The organism is Kitasatospora sp. NPDC085895 (assembly GCF_040702125.1).
GTDB lineage: Bacteria > Actinomycetota > Actinomycetes > Streptomycetales > Streptomycetaceae > Kitasatospora > Kitasatospora arboriphila.
This window is the reverse complement of the sequence record NZ_JBFBJY010000021.1, coordinates 52,479-69,614: the sequence shown is the minus strand read 5'-3', so window position 1 is coordinate 69,614 and position 17,136 is coordinate 52,479. Positions and strand designations below refer to the sequence as shown.

The window sequence follows — 17,136 nt, the reverse complement described above, 5'->3', positions numbered from 1 at the left end:
CTCCGCCCGGTCAGGCGCGTTCGATGGCCACCGCCGCGGCGTCGTCCTTCAGCCGCCCGCCGACGTGCGCCAGCAGGTCGCGGCGGAGCCGGTCGACCAGCGCGGACGGCTCGACGCCGCCCCAGTCCGCGGCGCGTTCGGCGAGCGGGTAGAAGGCGCGTTCGCCGTCGCGGGCCTCGGTGACGCCGTCGGTGTAGAGCAGCAGGGTCTCGCCGGAGTGCACGTCGTAGGCCTCCTGCCGGTAGTGCGCGCCGGGCAGGGTGCCGAGTCCGATCGGCGGGGCGGAATGGACCGCTTCCAGGGTGCGGACGGCCTTGCCCTCGGCCAGCAACAGGGGCGGCGGATGCCCGCAGTTGGCGATCCGGACCGGCTCCACCGGGTCGTCGGGCAGGTCGGCGAGCAGCACGGTGACGAAGCGCTCGACGGCGTCGTCCCCGTCCGCGCTCCCGGTGGCGTTCCCGGCGGTCTCGGCCAGGTGGCGGGCGAAGCCGGCGTCGAGGGCGGCGGCGAGGCCCGGCAGCCCGGTGTGGTGGTGGGCGAGTTCGCGGAAGGCGCCGAGCACCTGGGCGGCGTCCTCGATCGCGGTGAGGCCCTTGCCGCGGACGTCGCCGATCAGCACCCGGGTGGCGCCGGGCACCCGGGTGGCCGCGTACAGGTCGCCGCCGAGCAGGGCCTCGTCCTCGGCGGGCAGGTAGAGGGCGGCGAGCCGCAGCGGCCCCAGCCGGTCGGGCAGCGGCCGCAGCAGCACCCGCTGCACCGTCTCGGAGACGGACCGCACCCGGGTGAGTTCGCGCCCGCGTCTCTCCCGGACGCGGCAGTACAGCACGATCAGCGTGGAGACCAGGATCAGCGCGATGATCTGGGTCTCGTGGTTGGTGGTGAACAGGCCGCCGTGGAAGATCCCGATGACCAGCTGCGCGGTCACCGCCAGGGCGCCGATCAGGCCGGTGAGCCAGGGGCCGCCGAAGGAGGCGGTGATCGCGGGGGCGACCACCAGCAGCGGGCCGAGGTGCACGTCGGTCGGGGAGGCGAGGTCGACCACCGAGATCAGCACGATGAAGCCCAGCGGGATCATCACCAGCGCATGGGCTCGCTGCCACGCCCCGCGCAGGGCAGCCGGGCGCCGCCGTCCGTGCACCGTCACCCCTCCACCCTGCACCCGCGGCGGTCCGCACACCTCCGCGACACGGCCCGCGGCCCGGCGGGCAGCACGGCGCTCCACCGGGCGGACGGCAGGGCGTCCGGCGCCGTTGACCGTGATCTTGGACAGCCCCTACAGTCGGGACCGCTCCCGCACCAGCCCGCCGGAAGGTCCATGATGAAGCGTCACGACTGGCTGGACCGCATCCGGCAGCTCGATCCGGAGACCGACTACGCGGAGATCTACCGGATCAGCAGCTGGTACGAGTTCCCCTGGGACACCAACCAGTCACTCGGCTTCGCGCTCTACCGCACCTACGCGGTGCCCTCCATCGGCCGGCTGCTGGCCCGGACGGGAGAGTTCACCGGGCGCGCCCAGAAGCGGTACGACGACACCGTGCTGATCCTGGAGGCCGTGCTGGAGCACGGCTTCGGCTCGGAGCAGGGCCGTGAGGCGATCCGCCGGATGAACGGGATGCACCGGCGGTACGAGATCTCGAACGAGGACTTCGTCTACGTCCTCGCCACCTTCGTGGTGGTGCCCAAGCGCTGGCTCGACGACTACGGCTGGCGGCCGTACTCCGCGCACGAGGTCCGCGCCGCCGTCAACTACTACCGCGAGCTCGGCCGGCACATGGGCCTGCGGGACGTCCCGGAGACGTACGAGGAGTTCGAGCGGCTGCTGGACGCCTACGAGCGGGCGAACTTCGCCTTCGACGAGGGCGGCCGGGCGGTCTCCGACGCGACCCTGGACCTCACCGCGAGCTGGTACCCGCGCCCGCTCGGCGCCCAGATGCGGCGCTCCTCGATCTGCCTGCTGGACGACCCGCTGCGGGAGGCGTTCGGCTACCCGAGGCCGCCGGCCGTCCTCACCGCGGTGGTCCGCGGCGGGATGCGGCTGCGCGGCCGGCTGGTCCGGCTGCTGCCGCCGCGCCGCGAGCCCCACCTGGCCCGGGACGGCCGGCAGGTCCGCGGCTACCCCGAGGGGTACCGCATCTGCGAGCTCGGCACGTTCGAGGCACCGGCCGGCGGGCCCGCCGACGGGAGGACCGGCGGCGGCTGCCCCTTCGGCGCGGGGGCGTCCTGACGCACCGCCGATCCCGGGCGCTGTCGGCGGCCCGTGCCAGGCTGGCGGGATGACCGAGAATCCCGAGAACCCCGCGACGGCGAACCCCGTTCCCGAGATCCCGCCGCAGAACTACTCCCAGGCGTGGGACGACGGCGGCGCCCGGCCCGCCCTCCCGCTGGTCGGCGACGAGCGGGAGATCCTCACCGCCTACCTGGAGCACCACCGCGAGACGCTGGCCCTCAAGTGCGCCGGGTTGACGGCCGCGCAGCTGTCCGAGCACGCGGTGCCGCCGTCCCGGCTGACCCTGCACGGGCTGCTGCGGCACCTCGCCGGGGTCGAGCGGTGGTGGTTGCACCTGCAGTTCGCCGGGCTGCCGGTGGAGATGCTCTACTACTCCGACGACGACCCCGACCAGGACTTCGAGACCCTCGACGGCGACCCGGTGCAGGCGCTCGCCGTCTGGCGGGCCCAGTGCGAGCGCTCGCGGGAGATCGTCGCCGCCGCCCCCTCGCTGGACGTCACCGGCGTGCACCGGGCCACCGGGCAGCCGGTGTCACTGCGCCGCATCCTGGTCCACATGATCGCCGAGTACGCCCGCCACGACGGCCACGCGGACCTGCTGCGCGAGCGCCTCGACGGCGCGACCGGTTACTGACCGCCGCTCGGGCTCGGCTGCCCCGCGCCCGGGCCGGGCTGCTCGGCACCCGGGGTGGTCCCGCCGGTGCCGTGGGTCGGACGCCCGCTGCCGCCCGGGACGGGCCGGCCCGTGGCAGGGGCCGTCTGGTCGCCGCCCCGGGTGGGCCGCCCGCCCTGGGTCGGCTGCCCGGTGGCCGGCTGCCCGCCGCCCCGGGTCGGCCGGCCCGTCCCCGGGGTCTGCTGCTCGGAGCCGGACGGCTCCGCGGCGGACGGCAGCCGCACCGCGGTGAACTCGCCGGCCGGGACGCCGTCCAGGGCGTCCTCGACGGCCTGGCGCCAGATCGGACCGGCGACCGCACCGCCGAAGGCGGCGTCGATCCGCTCGCCGCCCATCCGCTGGCCCTCCAGAGGGGCCGGGTTCATGGTGTCGCTGACGACCGTCGCGGCGGCCATCTCCGGGGTGTAGCCGACGAACCAGACCTGCCGGCCCTCGTTGGTGGTACCGGTCTTGCCGGCCGTCTCCCGGTCGGACAGGCCGGCGGTGGCGCCGGTGCCGCCGTCCTCGACCACGCCGCGGAGCATCGCCGTGACGGTGTCCGCGGTGGTCCGCGACAGCGCCTCGGTGCAGGAGGCCTTCGGCACCGCGAGGGCCTTGCCGTCCGGGCCGGTCACCGAGGTGATCGCGGTCGGCGCGCAGTAGGTGCCGTGGGCGGCGAACGCCGCGTACACGCCCGCCATCTCCAGCGGCGTCAGGTCGTTGCTGCCGAGGGTCATCGACGGCACCACGCTGAGCTTCTCGCCGCCGGCCTGCTGGGTGATGCCCAGCTTGGCGGCCGTCTTCGACACCTCGCACAGGCCGGTCTCGGCCTCCAGGTTGGCGAAGTAGGTGTTGACCGACTGCTTCATCGCGGCCGGCATGGCGAAGCTGCCGACGAGGGTGCGGCTGTCGTTGTGCACCTCGCCGCTCTCCGGGAAGCGGCCGCCCGAGCAGTCCTGCATCGCCGGCCACGGCATGCTGTAGCCCGAGGTGTAGGTGCGGCTGACCGGGACGCCGTTCTCCAGCGCCGCCGCCGCCACGATCGGCTTGAAGGTGGAGCCGGTCGGGAAGCCGAGGCCGCCGCCCATCTTCTTCGGCACGTTCAGGTTGATCGTGGTCTGGTCCTTGCCGAGCCCGTACGGGCGGCTCTGCGCCATCGCCAGCACCTTGCCGGTGCCCGGCTGGACGACCGACATCACCGCGGCCGGCCGGTCGGACGGCGCGGCGTGCGCGGTGACGGCCTGCTGCACCGCCTTCTGCGCCTTGGGGTCGAGGGTGGTGCGGATCTGGAGGCCGCCGCGCTTCCACAGCGCCTTCCGCTCCTCCGGGGTCCTGCCGAAGGCCGGGTCGGAGAGCACCACCCGCTGCACGTAGTCGCAGAAGAAGCCCTCGCCCGTCCCCGCGGTGATGCAGCCCTGGTGGGCCCGGGTCACCTTCAGCTCCACCGGGGTGGCGATCGCCTCCGCGGCCTGCGCCGCGGTGATGTGCCCGAGCTCGGCCATCCGGCGCAGCACGGTGTCGCGCCGGGTCTTGGCCGCGGCCGGGTTGACGATCGGGTCGTAGGCGGACGGCGACTGCACCAGGCCGGCCAGCAGCGCGGCCTGAGGGAGCGACAGGTCCTTGGCGTGCACGCTGAAGTACCGCTGGGCGGCGGTCTCTATGCCGTACGCCTTCTCGCCGAAGAAGGTGATGTTGAGGTAGTTGGCGAGGATCTGGTCCTTGGTCAGGGTCTCCTCGACCTTGATGGCGTACTTGAGCTCGCGGATCTTGCGGTCCAGGGTCTGCCGCTGCGCCTCCTGGACCTTCTGCACGTCGTCGCCCGCCTGGTCGACGAAGACGTTCTTGACGTACTGCTGGGTGAGGGTGGACGCGCCCTGCGCGGTGGTGCCGGAGGCGGCGTTGGAGTTGAGCGCGCGCAGCACGCCCTTCAGGTCGACGGCGCCGTGCTGGTAGTAGCGGCTGTCCTCGATGTCCACCAGGGCGGTCTTGACCAGCGGCGACACGGCGTCGGCGCCGACGACCGTGCGGTCCCGGCTGTAGATGGTGGCGATCGTGCCGCCGGCCGCGTCGTAGACGGTGGACGCCTGCGAGAGCGGTGGCGTCCTGAAGTCGTCCGGCAGGCTGTCGAAGTCCTCCACCGCCGACTGCGCGCCGAGCCCGGCGGCCCCCACGGCGGGCAGGGCCAGGCCCGCGACGAGGACGCCGCCCAGGGCGCTCGCGCCGACCAGACGAGCAGCCAGAAGGACCTTCTTGCGGTAACCGATGGAGTTGTGACGCGCCATGGGATCGACCCTAGGCGAACCATCGCCCCGCCACGAACCGGTTTTCTTCCCGCTTTCGTCACAACTCCGTGACAGCGCTCGCCGGTCCTCCCCGCTACTCCCCCACGGGGCGGTCGGCGGCGCGCCGGGCCGGGTGCCCTTGACGCGGCGGCGTCCGGTGGCAAGCCTTGGTCCCGGCCGGTCCCCCGGCCGCGACCGGCCCAGGAGGTCAACGGTGACCGCACAGGCGTCCCACACGCACGGCCGCACCGACGTGCCGCTGCTGGACGAGACGATCGGACAGTGCCTGGACCGGGCGGTCGCCGCCCACCCGGAGCGCGAGGCGCTGGTGGACGTGCCGAGCGGCCGCCGCTGGACGTACGCCGAACTCGGCCGGGACGTCGACCGGGTGGCCCGCGGCCTGCGGGCGCGCGGGGTCGGCCGCGGCGACCGGGTCGGCATCTGGGCGCTCAACTGCCCGGAGTGGGTGCTGGTGCAGTACGCCACCGCCCGGCTCGGCGCGATCCTGGTGAACATCAACCCCGCCTACCGGACGCACGAGTTGGCGTACGCGCTGAACCAGTCCGGGGTGGGCCTGCTGGTCGCCCAGCCCGAGTACCGCACCAGCGACTACCGGGCGATGGTGGCCGAGGTCCGCGAGGAGTGCCCGGGCCTGCGGGAGACGCTGTGGATCGGCGACCCGGAGTTCCTGGAGCTCGACGGGGAGGGGGGGTTCCCCGCCGACCTGGCGCCGGACGACCCGATCAACATCCAGTACACCTCGGGCACCACCGGCTTCCCGAAGGGCGCCACCCTCTCGCACCGCAACATCCTCAACAACGGCTTCTGGGTGGGCGAGCTGGTCGGGTACACCGAGCAGGACCGGATCTGCCTGCCGGTGCCCTTCTACCACTGCTTCGGCATGGTGATGGGCAACCTCGCGGCGCTCAGCCACGGCGCCTGCGTGGTGATCCCCGGCCAGGGCTTCGACCCGGCCGCCACCCTGCACGCGGTCCAGGCCGAGCGGGCGACCTCGCTGTACGGCGTGCCGACGATGTTCATCGCCGAGCTGGGCCTCGCCGACTTCGCGGCCCACGACCTCACCTCGCTGCGCACCGGCATCATGGCCGGCTCGCCCTGCCCGGTGGAGGTGATGAAGCGGGTCCAGACCGAGATGCACATGGCCGAGGTGGCCATCGCGTACGGGATGACCGAGACCTCGCCGGTCTCCACCCAGACCCGCCGCGACGACGACCTGGAGCACCGCACCGGCACGGTCGGCCGGGTGCTGCCGCACCTGGAGGTGAAGGTCGTCGAGCCGGAGACCGGGCGGACGGTCGGCCGCGGCGAGCCCGGCGAGCTGTGCACCCGCGGCTACTCGGTGATGATCGGGTACTGGAACGAGCCGGAGCGCACCGCCGAGGCGATCGACGACGAGGGCTGGATGCACACCGGCGACCTCGCGGTGATGCACGAGGACGGCTACCTGGCGGTCGTCGGCCGGATCAAGGACATGATCATCCGCGGCGGCGAGAACGTGTACCCGCGCGAGATCGAGGAGTTCCTGCACACCCACCCGGCGATCGCCGACGTCCAGGTGGTCGGCGTGCCCGACGAGCGCTACGGCGAGGAGATCTGCGCCTTCGTGGTGCTGCGCGACCCGGCCGGCACGCTCGGGGCCGAGGAGGTGGCCGAGTTCTGCCGCGGCCGGCTCGCGCACTACAAGACCCCCCGCCACGTGCACGTGGTCGAGGGCTTCCCGATGACGGTCAGCGGCAAGGTGAGAAAGAACGAGCTGAGGGAACGGGCGGCCCGCGCACTCGCCGGGTGAGCCCCCGCCCCGGGCGGCGGGAGTGCCGGGGGAGGGCCCGGCCACCACCGGGTCGCGGTCCGTTACGCTGGTGGCGTGATCCTTCTCGTCAGCCGTCGCCACGTGGACCTGCTCCGCGTCACGAGCATGTCCTGTCGACGCTCCGGCTGATCCCGCTCGTCCTCCGCCCTTCGGGCACACACCCTTCCCCGGCCCCGCTGCACCGGCCACACCCGGCGCGGCAGCGGCAGCGTCCCCGGCGACCGCCGGGCCCGCCGGGGCATTCGACACCCAGGTGATGTCACCCATGACCCAGCAGTCCCGTCCCACCGGTTCCACCGGACCCCTCGACGACCGCGCCGACGACCGCGCCGAGAACCTCCCGGTCATCGACCTCTCGCTGGCCGACGGCAGCGCCCAGGACCGCGCGCGGCTCCACGCGGCACTCCGCTCCGCCGCCACCGACGTCGGCTTCTTCCAGCTCGTCGGCCACGGCGTGACCCCGGCCGAGACCGCCGCGCTCACCGACGCGATGCACGCCTTCTTCGGCCTCCCCGAGGCCGACCGGCTGGCCGTGAGCAACCTGAACTCCCCGCACTTCCGCGGCTACACCCGGACCGGTGACGAGCGCACCGGCGGCAGCCGGGACTGGCGCGACCAGCTCGACATCGGCGCCGAACTGCCCCCGCACGTGCCCGGCTCCGGCGAGCCGCCGTACTGGTGGCTGGAGGGCCCCAACCAGTGGCCCGACGCGCTGCCCGAGCTGCGCGAGGCCTCGCTGCACTGGATCGACCGGCTCGGCGGCGTCGCCCGCAGGCTGCTGCACGAACTGCTCACCGCGATCGGTGCCCGGCCGGACTTCTACGACGACGCATTCGCCGGCCACCCGCACCTGCGGCTGAAGCTGGTCCGCTACCCCGGGACGGCACCGGACGGCGCCGGGCAGGGCGTCGGCTCGCACAAGGACTACGGCTTCATCACCCTGCTGCTGCAGGACACCGTCGGCGGCCTGCAGGTGGAGCGCTCCGACGGCTCCTTCCTGGAGGTGCCGCCGATGGAGGGCGCCTTCGTGGTCAACCTCGGCGAGCTGCTGGAGGTCGCCACCGACGGCTACCTGAAGGCCACCAGCCACCGGGTGGTCAGCCCGCCCGGTGCCCGCGAGCGGTTCTCGGTGCCGTTCTTCTACAACCCGCGGCTGGACGCGCACATCGAGCCGCTCGAGTTCCCGCAGGCCCACCACGCGCCCGGTGCCACCCAGGACCCGGCGAACCCGCTGTTCGCCGAGTTCGGCCGGAACGAGCTGAAGGGCTACCTGCGGGCGCACCCCGAGGTCACCCGCCGCCACCACGCCGACCTGCTGCCGCTCACGGCCGCCTGACGGCACGGCCCGGGCGGCCCGGGGGCCGTTCCCGGGCGGAGGCACCGGAGGTTCGCAGCGACGATCGCGGATCGTTCCGTCACCGCGCCGACATTGTTCTAGCATGGTACGAACAATCCGCGATCGTCCGCGTCCCCGGAGGGATCCCCGTGCCCGCACTGCCGTTAACCCGACCGTCCTTGCCGCCCCGGCCGCGCCTTTCGCCCCGGCCGTCCCGTGCCGCGGTCGCCGTCACCGTCCTGCCGACCGCGGCCGCAGCCGCGGCCGTCCTGCTGGTGTACGCCAAGCTGCGGCCCCGGCTGCCCGATCCGCTCGCCGTGCACTTCTCCGGCGACGGCGCCGACGGCGCCCTGCCCGGGTGGCGCTTCCTCGCCGCCTCGCTCGGGCTGATCGCGCTCATCGGCGGCGCCCTCGCCCGCCTGGCGCTCGCCGACCCGCTGCCGGCCCGGGCCCGCCGCACCCTGACCGCGGGCACCTGGGCGGCGGCCGCCCTGCTCGGCACGCTGTGCTGCCTGGTGCCCGCCGCGAACGCGCACGCCGGCCGCGCCGCCGACGCCCGCCTGCCGGGCACCGTCGTGGCCCTCTGCGGCGGCGGCGCCGTCCTCGCGGCGGCCGTCGGCCTGCTGCTGAGCGGCGCGGTCGTCCGCCCGGCACCGGCCGCCGCGGCCGCTCCCCCGGCGCCCGCCCCGATCGAGCTCGCCGCCGGGGAGTCCGCCTCCTGGTCCCGTACGGTCGGCTCGCCGCTGCTGGGTACCCTCGGCCCCGCCCTGCTGGGGCTCGCCGCCGTCCTGCTGCTCGCCGGGGCCGGCGCCGGGGCCCTGCCCGCCGCCCTGATCGGCGCGCTCACCACGGCCACCGGCCGGGTCCGGGTCACCGTCGACCGGAACGGCCTGACCGTCCGGCTGCCGCTGGTCCGCCGGCCCTGGGTGCAGCTGCCGCTGGAGCGGATCGCCGCCGCCGACCGCCGTGAGGTCCGGTGGACGGGGGTCTTCGGCGACGAGGGGTACCGCTCCGGGCCCGGGCGCAGCGGCCTGGTGCTACGGCCCGGCGAGGCCGTCGCCGTACGGCTCACCGACGGACGGGAGTTCACCGTCTCCGCCCCCGACGCCGGCACGGCCGTCGGGCTGCTCGACGCCCTCGTCCGGCGCTCCCGGGAGGACCGCCCGTGCTCTTCCGCGTGAATCCCGCCTCCCCGCAGCCGCTGGCCGAGCAGATCGCCGCCTGCGTCCGCCGTGCCGTCGCCGAGGGCTCCGCGGGGCCCGGCGACCGGCTGCCGCCCGCCCGCACCCTCGCCGGCTCGCTCGACGTCAACATGCACACCGTGCTGCGCGGTTACCAGATCCTCCGCGAGGAGGGGCTGATCGACCTGCGCCGCGGCCGCGGGGCGCAGATCACCGACGCCGCGTCACCGGGCCGGGCCCGTCTCGGCGCGGCCGCCGACGCCCTGGTCGCCGAGGCGCGGACTTCGGGTCTGACCGACCAGGAGGTGCTGGACCTCGTGCGGGCCGCCCTCGGTCCGCCTCCGCGGCCCGCCCGAGGGGCTCCGGACGGGTAAGTTCGCTGACATACAAGATGATTGATGTACGATCACATCCGCTGTCGCGCGTGAAGATCCGCGAAGACGGTGTGACGTCTGATCATCATTCCGGGGGATTCGCGAACATCCGTCGTTCGCTGGCCGCTGCCGCGCTCGTGGCAGCGGTTTCCGCACCTGTCGCCCTCGCCGCCGCACCCGCGTCGGCCGAGGAACTGCCGGCCGGCCGGTCCCGGTCGGACGCGCCGCCGGCCTCGGACCAGGCTCCCGCGCCGGCCGGCGGCCCCGCCTCCGACGACGCGGCCGAGCAGGACGCGGCCGACCGCGCCGAGATCGAGCGGATCCTGGCCGACCCGCGGACCGGCCGCGGCGTCCGCGAGGCCGCCACCAAGGCGCTCGCCGGCACCCCGCAGGACCGCCGGCACTTCCTCACCGTCGAGCTGCCGAAGCTGCGGGCGCAGGACAACCGGGTCCGGCTGATGCAGCTGGTCGCCGACCCGGCCACCGGACGCGGCGTGCGCGAGGCCGCCCGGAAGGCGATGAGCGGCACCGACGCCGAGATCGAGCGCTTCCTCACCGTCGAGCTGAAGAAGATCGTCGCCGACGACAACCGGATCAAGGTTGGCCCGGATCCTCGGCGAGAAGGGCATCGGCCGGATCCTGCGCGAGGCGGCCGAGAAGGCGATGCACGGCACCGACGCGGACGTGCTGAGTTCCTCGCCGACCTGCCCTCGATCCGGGCCGCCGACGACCGGCTCAGGGTCTCCCAGCTCGCCGAGACCGGCGGCCCCGAGGTGCGGAAGGCCGCCCTCGCCGCGCTGGCCGCCGGCACCCCCGAGGCGCTCCGGGCCGGCCGGACCACCACCGGTCAGGGCACCACGGGCCAGGGCGGCACCGGCACGCAGGGCAAGGGCGGCAGCACCGTCACCCCGACCTCCGCCACCACCGGGACCACCACGGCCACCACCGGCACGACCACCGCCTGGACGACCGGCACCGGGGCGACCACCGGCGCCGACCGGCTGGCCTCCACCGGCACCGACGCGCCGCTCGCCGGCATCGCCGCGGCCGGTGGCACGGCCGTCGCGCTCGGTGCCGCCGCCCTGGTCGCGGCCCGCCGCCGCTCGCGGGCCTGACCGCAGGGGTACACCCGTCGGCCCGAGGGGCCGGTGCCGAGGGACGTCCCGGCACCGGCCCCTCGGGCAGTCCGGCTCTCCGGCAGTCAGGCAGTCCGGACGGCCTCCTACCGGTCCTGCACCAGGCGGGCCGGGAAGCCGCCGGTGGCGACCGGGCCCCAGCGCCGCGGGGTGATCCGGATCAGCGACTTGCCCTGCCGGCGCATCGCCTCGCGGTACTCGTCCCAGTCCGGGTGCTCGCCGGCGATGTTCCGGTAGTACTCCACCAGCGGCTCCACGGCCTCCGGACCGTCCAGCACCTCGGCCTCGCCGTCCACCTGCACCCAGGGGCCGTCCCACTCGTCGGAGAGCACCACCACGCTGACCGCGGAGTCCCGCCGGGCGTTGCGGGTCTTCGCCCGCTCGGGGTACGTGGAGATCACGATCCGGCCGGAGTCGTCCACCCCGCAGGTCAGCGGGGAGGCCTGCGGGGTGCCGTCGGCACGGCGGGTGAGCAGCAGCGCCCGGTGGCGCGGACGGACGAAGTCCAGCAACTCGGCCAGCTCCACCCGGGTGTTGGTGGCGATCGAAGGGCTCATGACCGCCAGCCTAGGCCGTGCCGGCCGATGCGTGCGGGTGCCGCATCGAAGCGCGCGGAACGGGACGGCCCCCGGCCGGGCGGACGTGGTGGACCGGCAGGTCGCGGCACTGTCACACTGGTGCTGTCACAGCAGGACTGCCGCACCCGGCGGGGCGAACGGGCGGAAGAGGTTGCACCGGATGACAGCAGACACACCGCAGCTCACCGTCGACGAACTGGCGGCCCGGGCCGGGGTGACCGTCCGCACGCTGCGCTTCTACGCCGCCAAGGGCCTGCTCCCGCCACCCGAGCTCGGCCCGCGCCGGGTCGGCCTGTACGGGCCGGAGCACCTCGGCCGGCTGGAACTCATCGAGGAACTCCAGCGGCAGGGCCTCACACTGGCGGCGATCGAACGCTACCTCGCCCAACTCCCCGAGGACATCGGCTCGCTGGACCTCGCCATCCACCGCGCCCTGGTCGCCTCCTGGACGCCGGAGGCCGCCGAGGAGACCGACCGCGAGCAGCTCGCCCGGCGGATCGGCCGCGACCCCTCCGACGCCGACCTGGACCGGCTCGCCGCCATGGGTGCCCTGCACCGCACCGAGGACCCCGACGTCTTCAAGACCGACCCCGGGCTGCTGCCGCTCGGCGTGCGGATCCTGGACGTGCCGATCCCGCTGGAGACCCTGCTGGCGGCCCGCGCCGTCGTCCGGCTGCACAGCCAGGCCACCGCGCACGACCTGCACCGGCTCTTCCGCGACACCGTGTGGAAGCCCTACCGGGAGAGCGCCCCCGCCCCGGCCGACCTGGACCGGATGAAGAGCCTCACCGACCGCATCCAGCCCCTGGTGGTGCAGGCCATCGTCACCGCCTTCCAGCGCTCGCTCGCCGAGGAACTGACCGGCAGCACCGACTAGCCCACCGGCCCCGGGAAACCCGGTCGACACGGCGGGCCGCCCGGGGTTGGCTCGGGCCATGACCGAACTGCACACCGCACGCCTCACCCTGCGCCCCTGGCGGGAGTCCGACCTCGCCCCCTGGGCGGCGATGAACGCCGACCCCGCGGTGCGCGAGCACCTCGGGGACCTGCTCACCCGCGAGCAGTGCGACGCCGGGGTGGCCGCCTTCCGCGCCGACCTGGCGCGGCGCGGCTACGGCTGGTGGGCGGTCGAGGCCGCTGCCACCGGGGAGTTCGTCGGCTTCGCCGGGCTGGACGACGTCGACGAGGACATGCCCTTCACCGGGGTCGAGGTCGGCTGGCGGCTCGCCCGCGACGCCTGGGGCCACGGCTACGCCACCGAGGCCGGCCGGGCCTGCCTCGACTTCGCCTTCGACACCCTCGGCCTGCCCGAGGTCCTCGCCGTCACCACCGCCGCCAACCGCCGCTCGCAGGCGGTGATGCAGCGCCTCGGCATGGTCCGCGACCCGGCCGAGGACTTCGACGACCCGTACGCCCCCGAGGGCAGCCCACTGCGCCCGAGCGTCGTCCACCGCCTCTCCCGGCCCGCCGGGGGTCAGCGCTAGCGCGGATCTCCACAGGGCGTACGGGCACCTCGCCGGGGAGGCATCCGTACGCCCGTCAGGCCGAGTACACCCAGGGGCGCTTCTCGCCCGGGTGGACGATCGCGGCGAAGTCGTCGGCGACGGTGGCGATCACCGCACGGCCCTCGATCCGGGTGAGCCACTCCGGCGGCAGCATGGCGTCGCCGTGGTGGGCACCGAGCAGGTTGCCGCAGATCGAGCCGGTGGAGTCGCTGTCGCCGGAGTGGTTGACCGCCAGCAGCAGGGCCGACTCGACCGGGGTGCGGTGTTCCCAGAACTCGGTGCGGGCGAGGGCGGCGTACACGCCGATGGCGAGCGCCTCCTCGGCCGTCCAGCCGCCGCCGAGGCTCTCCACCGTCCGCGGGGTGGCCGGGCCGGCCGCGGCGAGGGCGACCGCCCGCTCCAGCGCGGCGTGGGTCTCCTGGTGGTTGGGGTAGCGGGTGAGCAGGTCCATGGCGTTGCGGACGGCGTCCGGCAGCGACTCGCCGTCGACCAGGCGGCTGATCATGGCCGCGAAGGCGCCGGAGGCGAGCTGGGCGGTCGGGTGGCCGTGGGTGATCCGGGAGCAGCGGGCGGCGAGTTCGAAGGCGTGCAGGTCGCCCCCGCCGGTGATGCCCCGGCCGGTGAAGCCGAAGGGGGCGGAACGCATGACGGAGCCGCAGCCCTTGGAGTCCGGGTTCACCGGGCCCGGGCTGCCGTCGACCGGGGCGTGCGCGTCGGGGGTGTGGTCCTCCTGGAGGCCGAACTCGCAGGCGCGGCCGGGGGCGCGGCGGGCGTACAGCCACTGCTGCTCGCGCAGGTCGCCCCAGCGGTGCCGGAGGCCCTCGTGGGGCAGCGGGCCGGGGTGCCGCTGGGTCTCCAGCCAGCGCAGGTAGGCGTCCTTGACGAGGGCGGTCTCGGCGCCGCTGATGCCCCTGGCCTGGATGCGGCGGTAGCCCTGCATCCAGCCCTCGGCGGAGAACAGTGTCATCTGGGTGTCGTCGGTGATCCGGCCGATCACGCCCTCGCGGTCCGGCACGAGCCCGGTGATGCCGGTGGGCCCGTGCTCGGCCTCGACGGTGACCATGGACTTCATCTCGATGGGGTTGCCGAGGGCGTCCCCGATCGCCCCGCCGAGCAGGCAGCCCCGCACCCTCGCCCGGTACGCCGCCAGTTCCTGCCAGGTCAGTCGCAGACCCATCCCGTCCCCCTCCGCCGGATGATCATCACCGCCCCCAGGCTACCGGTACCCCCCGACCCCGGCCCCGGGGCCTACCGCGGAGGGCGCTCGGCCGATCCGGCGGGCCAGCACCTGCCCGGGCCGACTGCCGTCCAGGAAGCGGTCGGTGCGGGTGAAGCCGTTGCGCTCGTAGAAGGCGACCAGCGCACCGCCGCCGCCCGCCCAGCAGTCGACCCGCAGCAGCGCGGCGCCGGCCCGCCGGGTCTCCTCGGCGGCGTGGGCGAGCAGCGCCGCGCCGATGCCGAGACCGGCGTGCCGGCGGTCGGAGACCAACAGCCGGACGTAGCGCTCGGGTTCGCCGGCCGGGGCGATCGGCAGCTGCGGGCTGGGCCCGGAGTCGAGCACCAGGGCGCCGACCGGTGTGCCGTCGTACTCGGCGATGTGGGGCTCGTTCTCGGTGGTGTACCGCTCGACGCGGTCCGGTCCGCCGGGCCGTTGCGAGTACGGGACGGTGCCCCACTGCTCGGTGTTGCCGCGCTCGTTCATCCAGCGCACGGCCGCGTCCAGCATCCCGAGGACGGCTGCCGCGTCACCCGGACCACCGGGTCTGATCCGCAGGCCGGGTACGAAGTCGTTCACGGGGGAAGCCTACGCACCCGCGCCGCCCCCGCCCGGGGTGGGCGGGGGCGGCGCGGGTGTCGCGGGTGTCAGTCCCGGAAGGTGCGGCCGTCGGCGGCCATCTCGTCCAGGAGGGCGGGCGGGGTGAAGCGGTCGCCGTAGGCGGCGGCCAGTTCGCGGGCGCGGGCGGCGAATCCGGCGAGGCCGCCGGGGTAGCCGTTGATGTACTGGAGGACGCCGCCCGTCCAGGCGGGGAAGCCGATGCCGAGGATGGAGCCGATGTTGGCGTCGGCGACCGAGGTGAGGACGGACTCCTCCAGGCAGCGGACGGAGTCCAGGGCCTCGGCGAAGAGCATCCGCTCCTTCATGTCCTCGAACGGGATCTCCTTGCCCGGCTGCGTGAAGTGCTCGCGCAGGCCGGGCCAGAGCCGGGTGCGCTGCCCGTTCTCGTACTCGTAGAAGCCGGCGCCGCCGCTGCGGCCCTCGCGGCCGAACTCGTCGACCATGCGGTCGATGACGGTGTCGGCGGGGTGCGGCTGCCAGCTGCCGCCGGCCTCCTCGACGGCCCGCCGGGACTCGTTCCGGATCTTGCGGGGCAGGGTGAGGGTGAGCTCGTCCATCAGCGAGAGCACCTTGGCCGGGTAGCCGGCCTGGGCGGCGGCCTGCTCGACGGAGACCGGGTCGAGGCCCTCGCCGACCATCGCCACGCCCTCGTTGATGAACTGTCCGATCACGCGGGAGGTGAAGAAGCCGCGGGAGTCGTTGACCACGATCGGCGTCTTGCGGATCTGCCGGACGAGGTCGAAGGCGCGGGCGAGCGCCTCGTCGCCGGTCTGCGGGCCGCGGATGATCTCGACCAGCGGCATCTTGTCGACCGGCGAGAAGAAGTGCAGGCCGATGAAGTCGGCGGTGCGGTCGACGCCTTCGGCGAGCAGCCCGATCGGCAGGGTGGAGGTGTTGGAGCAGAGCAGGGCGTCGGGGGCGACGACGTCCTGGACCTCCTGGAAGACCTTGTGCTTGAGCTCGGGGTTCTCGAAGACGGCCTCGATGACGGCGTCGCAGCCGGCCAGGTCGGCGGCCTCCGCGGTCGGGGTGATCCGGGCGAGGAACTCGGTGCGCTCGGCCTCGGTGCTGCGGCCGCGGGCGACCGCCTTGTCGAGCAGCGCGGCGGAGTAGGCCTTGCCGCGTTCGGCGGCCTCGACGGTGACGTCCTTGAGGAGGACCTCGATGCCGGCCTTGGCGCAGGAGTACGCGATGCCGGCGCCCATCATGCCGGCGCCGAGCACGGCGACCTTCTCGACCTTCCGGGCGGGGACGCCCTTGGGACGGCCGGCACCGGAGTTGACGGCCTGCATGTCGAAGAAGAAGGCCTGGATCATGTTCTTGGCGGTCTGGCCGCAGACCAGCTCGGTGAAGTACCGGGCCTCGACGGCCATCGCGGTGTCGACGTCGACCTGGGCGCTCTCCACGGCCGCGGCCAGGATGTTGCGCGGCGCCGGGTAGGGCGCGCCGGCGAGCTGCTTGCGCAGGTTGGCCGGGAAGGCGGGCAGGTTGGCGGCGAGCGCGGGGCTGGCCGGGGTGCCGCCGGGGATCCGGTAACCCTTGACGTCGAAGCGCTGCACGGACTCCGGGTGGGCGTCGACGAAGGCGCGGGCCTTGGCGAGCATCTCCTCGGGGGTGGCGGCGAGTTCGTCGACCAGGCCGTGCTGCAGGGCCTGCGCCGGGCGGTACTGCTGCCCCTGCAGCAGGACCTTGAGCAGGGCGTCGGTGATGCCGAGCAGCCGCACGGTGCGGACGACTCCGCCGCCGCCGGGCAGCAGGCCGAGGGTGACCTCGGGCAGGCCGATCTTGGTCGCCGGGGTGTCCAGGGCGATGCGGTGGTGGCAGGCGAGGGCGATCTCCAGGCCGCCGCCGAGGGCGGCGCCGTTGATCGCGGCGACGACCGGCTTGCCGAGGGTCTCCAGGGCGCGCAGGGCGCGCTTGATCCGCATGCCGTGCTCGAAGGTCTCGGCGGCCTGGTCGGGCCCGACGGAGGAGAGCAGGTGGAGGTCGCCACCGGCGAAGAAGGTCTTCTTGGCGGAGGTGACGATGACGCCGCGCACGTCGGCGGCGGCCTTCAGCCGGGCGACGGTCTCGTCGAGCGCCTCGGTGAAGGCGGCGTTCATGGTGTTGACGGACTGGGCGGGGTCGTCGAGGACGAGGGTGACCACGCCGTCCTGGTCCTGCTCCCAGCGGATGGCGGATGCTGCAGTCATGG

15 protein-coding genes are annotated in these 17,136 nt (G+C 74.4%); 9 read left to right on the top strand and 6 right to left on the bottom strand.

The window, feature by feature from the left end:
- Positions 1-10: 10 nt before the first annotated feature.
- Positions 11-1,075, bottom strand: a complete 1,065-nt coding sequence (locus AB0442_RS16160) for a PP2C family protein-serine/threonine phosphatase (RefSeq protein WP_366163393.1) — start codon at positions 1,073-1,075, stop codon at positions 11-13.
- A gap of 243 nt (positions 1,076-1,318) precedes the next feature.
- Here AB0442_RS16160 and AB0442_RS16155 point away from each other — a divergent pair, with 243 nt between their 5' ends.
- Positions 1,319-2,227, top strand: a complete 909-nt coding sequence (locus tag AB0442_RS16155) for an oxygenase MpaB family protein (RefSeq protein ID WP_366163392.1) — start codon at positions 1,319-1,321, stop codon at positions 2,225-2,227.
- Positions 2,228-2,276: 49 nt separating this feature from the next.
- Complete coding sequence (locus tag AB0442_RS16150; protein ID WP_366163344.1) at positions 2,277-2,864, top strand: DinB family protein; 588 nt, start codon at positions 2,277-2,279, stop codon at positions 2,862-2,864.
- On the opposite strand, the gene AB0442_RS16145 is transcribed toward AB0442_RS16150, so the two are convergent.
- Entirely contained in the window at positions 2,858-5,164 is a 2,307-nt protein-coding gene (locus tag AB0442_RS16145) for a transglycosylase domain-containing protein (RefSeq protein WP_366163342.1), read from the bottom strand. The two genes, AB0442_RS16150 and AB0442_RS16145, sit on opposite strands and share 7 nt — an antisense overlap.
- A gap of 214 nt (positions 5,165-5,378) precedes the next feature.
- On the opposite strand from AB0442_RS16145, the gene AB0442_RS16140 reads away from it, so the two are divergent.
- From AB0442_RS16140 to AB0442_RS16120, 5 genes are all read left to right on the top strand, one after another.
- A complete protein-coding gene (locus tag AB0442_RS16140; RefSeq protein WP_366163340.1) occupies positions 5,379-6,974 on the top strand; it encodes an AMP-binding protein in 1,596 nt (531 codons plus the stop codon).
- 286 nt (positions 6,975-7,260) lie between these two features.
- Entirely contained in the window at positions 7,261-8,331 is a 1,071-nt protein-coding gene (locus AB0442_RS16135) for a 2-oxoglutarate and iron-dependent oxygenase domain-containing protein (RefSeq protein WP_366163339.1), read from the top strand.
- Positions 8,332-8,510: 179 nt separating this feature from the next.
- Positions 8,511-9,512: a hypothetical protein gene (locus tag AB0442_RS16130; RefSeq protein WP_366163338.1), complete on the top strand. Its 1,002-nt coding sequence runs from the start codon at positions 8,511-8,513 to the stop codon at positions 9,510-9,512.
- A complete protein-coding gene (locus tag AB0442_RS16125; RefSeq protein ID WP_363540230.1) occupies positions 9,497-9,886 on the top strand; it encodes a GntR family transcriptional regulator in 390 nt (129 codons plus the stop codon). The genes AB0442_RS16130 and AB0442_RS16125 overlap by 16 nt, the downstream gene beginning before the upstream one ends.
- Positions 9,887-10,023: 137 nt before the next feature.
- Positions 10,024-11,001, top strand: coding sequence for an ALF repeat-containing protein (locus AB0442_RS16120; RefSeq protein WP_366163335.1), 978 nt, complete (start codon positions 10,024-10,026; stop codon positions 10,999-11,001).
- 107 nt (positions 11,002-11,108) lie between these two features.
- Here the strand turns inward: AB0442_RS16120 and AB0442_RS16115 are convergent, their stop codons facing one another.
- The gene (locus AB0442_RS16115; RefSeq protein WP_344626034.1) at positions 11,109-11,579 is read right to left on the bottom strand and encodes a PPOX class F420-dependent oxidoreductase; all 471 of its coding nucleotides are present in this window, start codon (positions 11,577-11,579) and stop codon (positions 11,109-11,111) included.
- A 181-nt stretch (positions 11,580-11,760) separates the two neighbouring features.
- Here AB0442_RS16115 and AB0442_RS16110 point away from each other — a divergent pair, with 181 nt between their 5' ends.
- Both AB0442_RS16110 and AB0442_RS16105 read left to right on the top strand, forming a co-directional pair.
- Complete coding sequence (locus tag AB0442_RS16110; RefSeq protein WP_366163333.1) at positions 11,761-12,477, top strand: MerR family transcriptional regulator; 717 nt, start codon at positions 11,761-11,763, stop codon at positions 12,475-12,477.
- 58 nt (positions 12,478-12,535) lie between these two features.
- Positions 12,536-13,084, top strand: a complete 549-nt coding sequence (locus AB0442_RS16105) for a GNAT family N-acetyltransferase (RefSeq protein WP_366163332.1) — start codon at positions 12,536-12,538, stop codon at positions 13,082-13,084.
- Positions 13,085-13,139: 55 nt separating this feature from the next.
- On the opposite strand, the gene AB0442_RS16100 is transcribed toward AB0442_RS16105, so the two are convergent.
- The 3 genes from AB0442_RS16100 to AB0442_RS16090 all read right to left on the bottom strand — a co-directional run bounded on the left by AB0442_RS16100 (position 13,140) and on the right by AB0442_RS16090 (position 17,134).
- Positions 13,140-14,282: an ADP-ribosylglycohydrolase family protein gene (locus tag AB0442_RS16100; RefSeq protein WP_366163330.1), complete on the bottom strand. Its 1,143-nt coding sequence runs from the start codon at positions 14,280-14,282 to the stop codon at positions 13,140-13,142.
- A 39-nt stretch (positions 14,283-14,321) separates the two neighbouring features.
- Complete coding sequence (locus AB0442_RS16095; RefSeq protein ID WP_366163391.1) at positions 14,322-14,831, bottom strand: GNAT family N-acetyltransferase; 510 nt, start codon at positions 14,829-14,831, stop codon at positions 14,322-14,324.
- Between the two features lie 137 nt (positions 14,832-14,968).
- Complete coding sequence (locus AB0442_RS16090) at positions 14,969-17,134, bottom strand: 3-hydroxyacyl-CoA dehydrogenase NAD-binding domain-containing protein (protein ID WP_366163329.1); 2,166 nt, start codon at positions 17,132-17,134, stop codon at positions 14,969-14,971.
- Between the last annotated feature and the right edge of the window lie 2 nt (positions 17,135-17,136).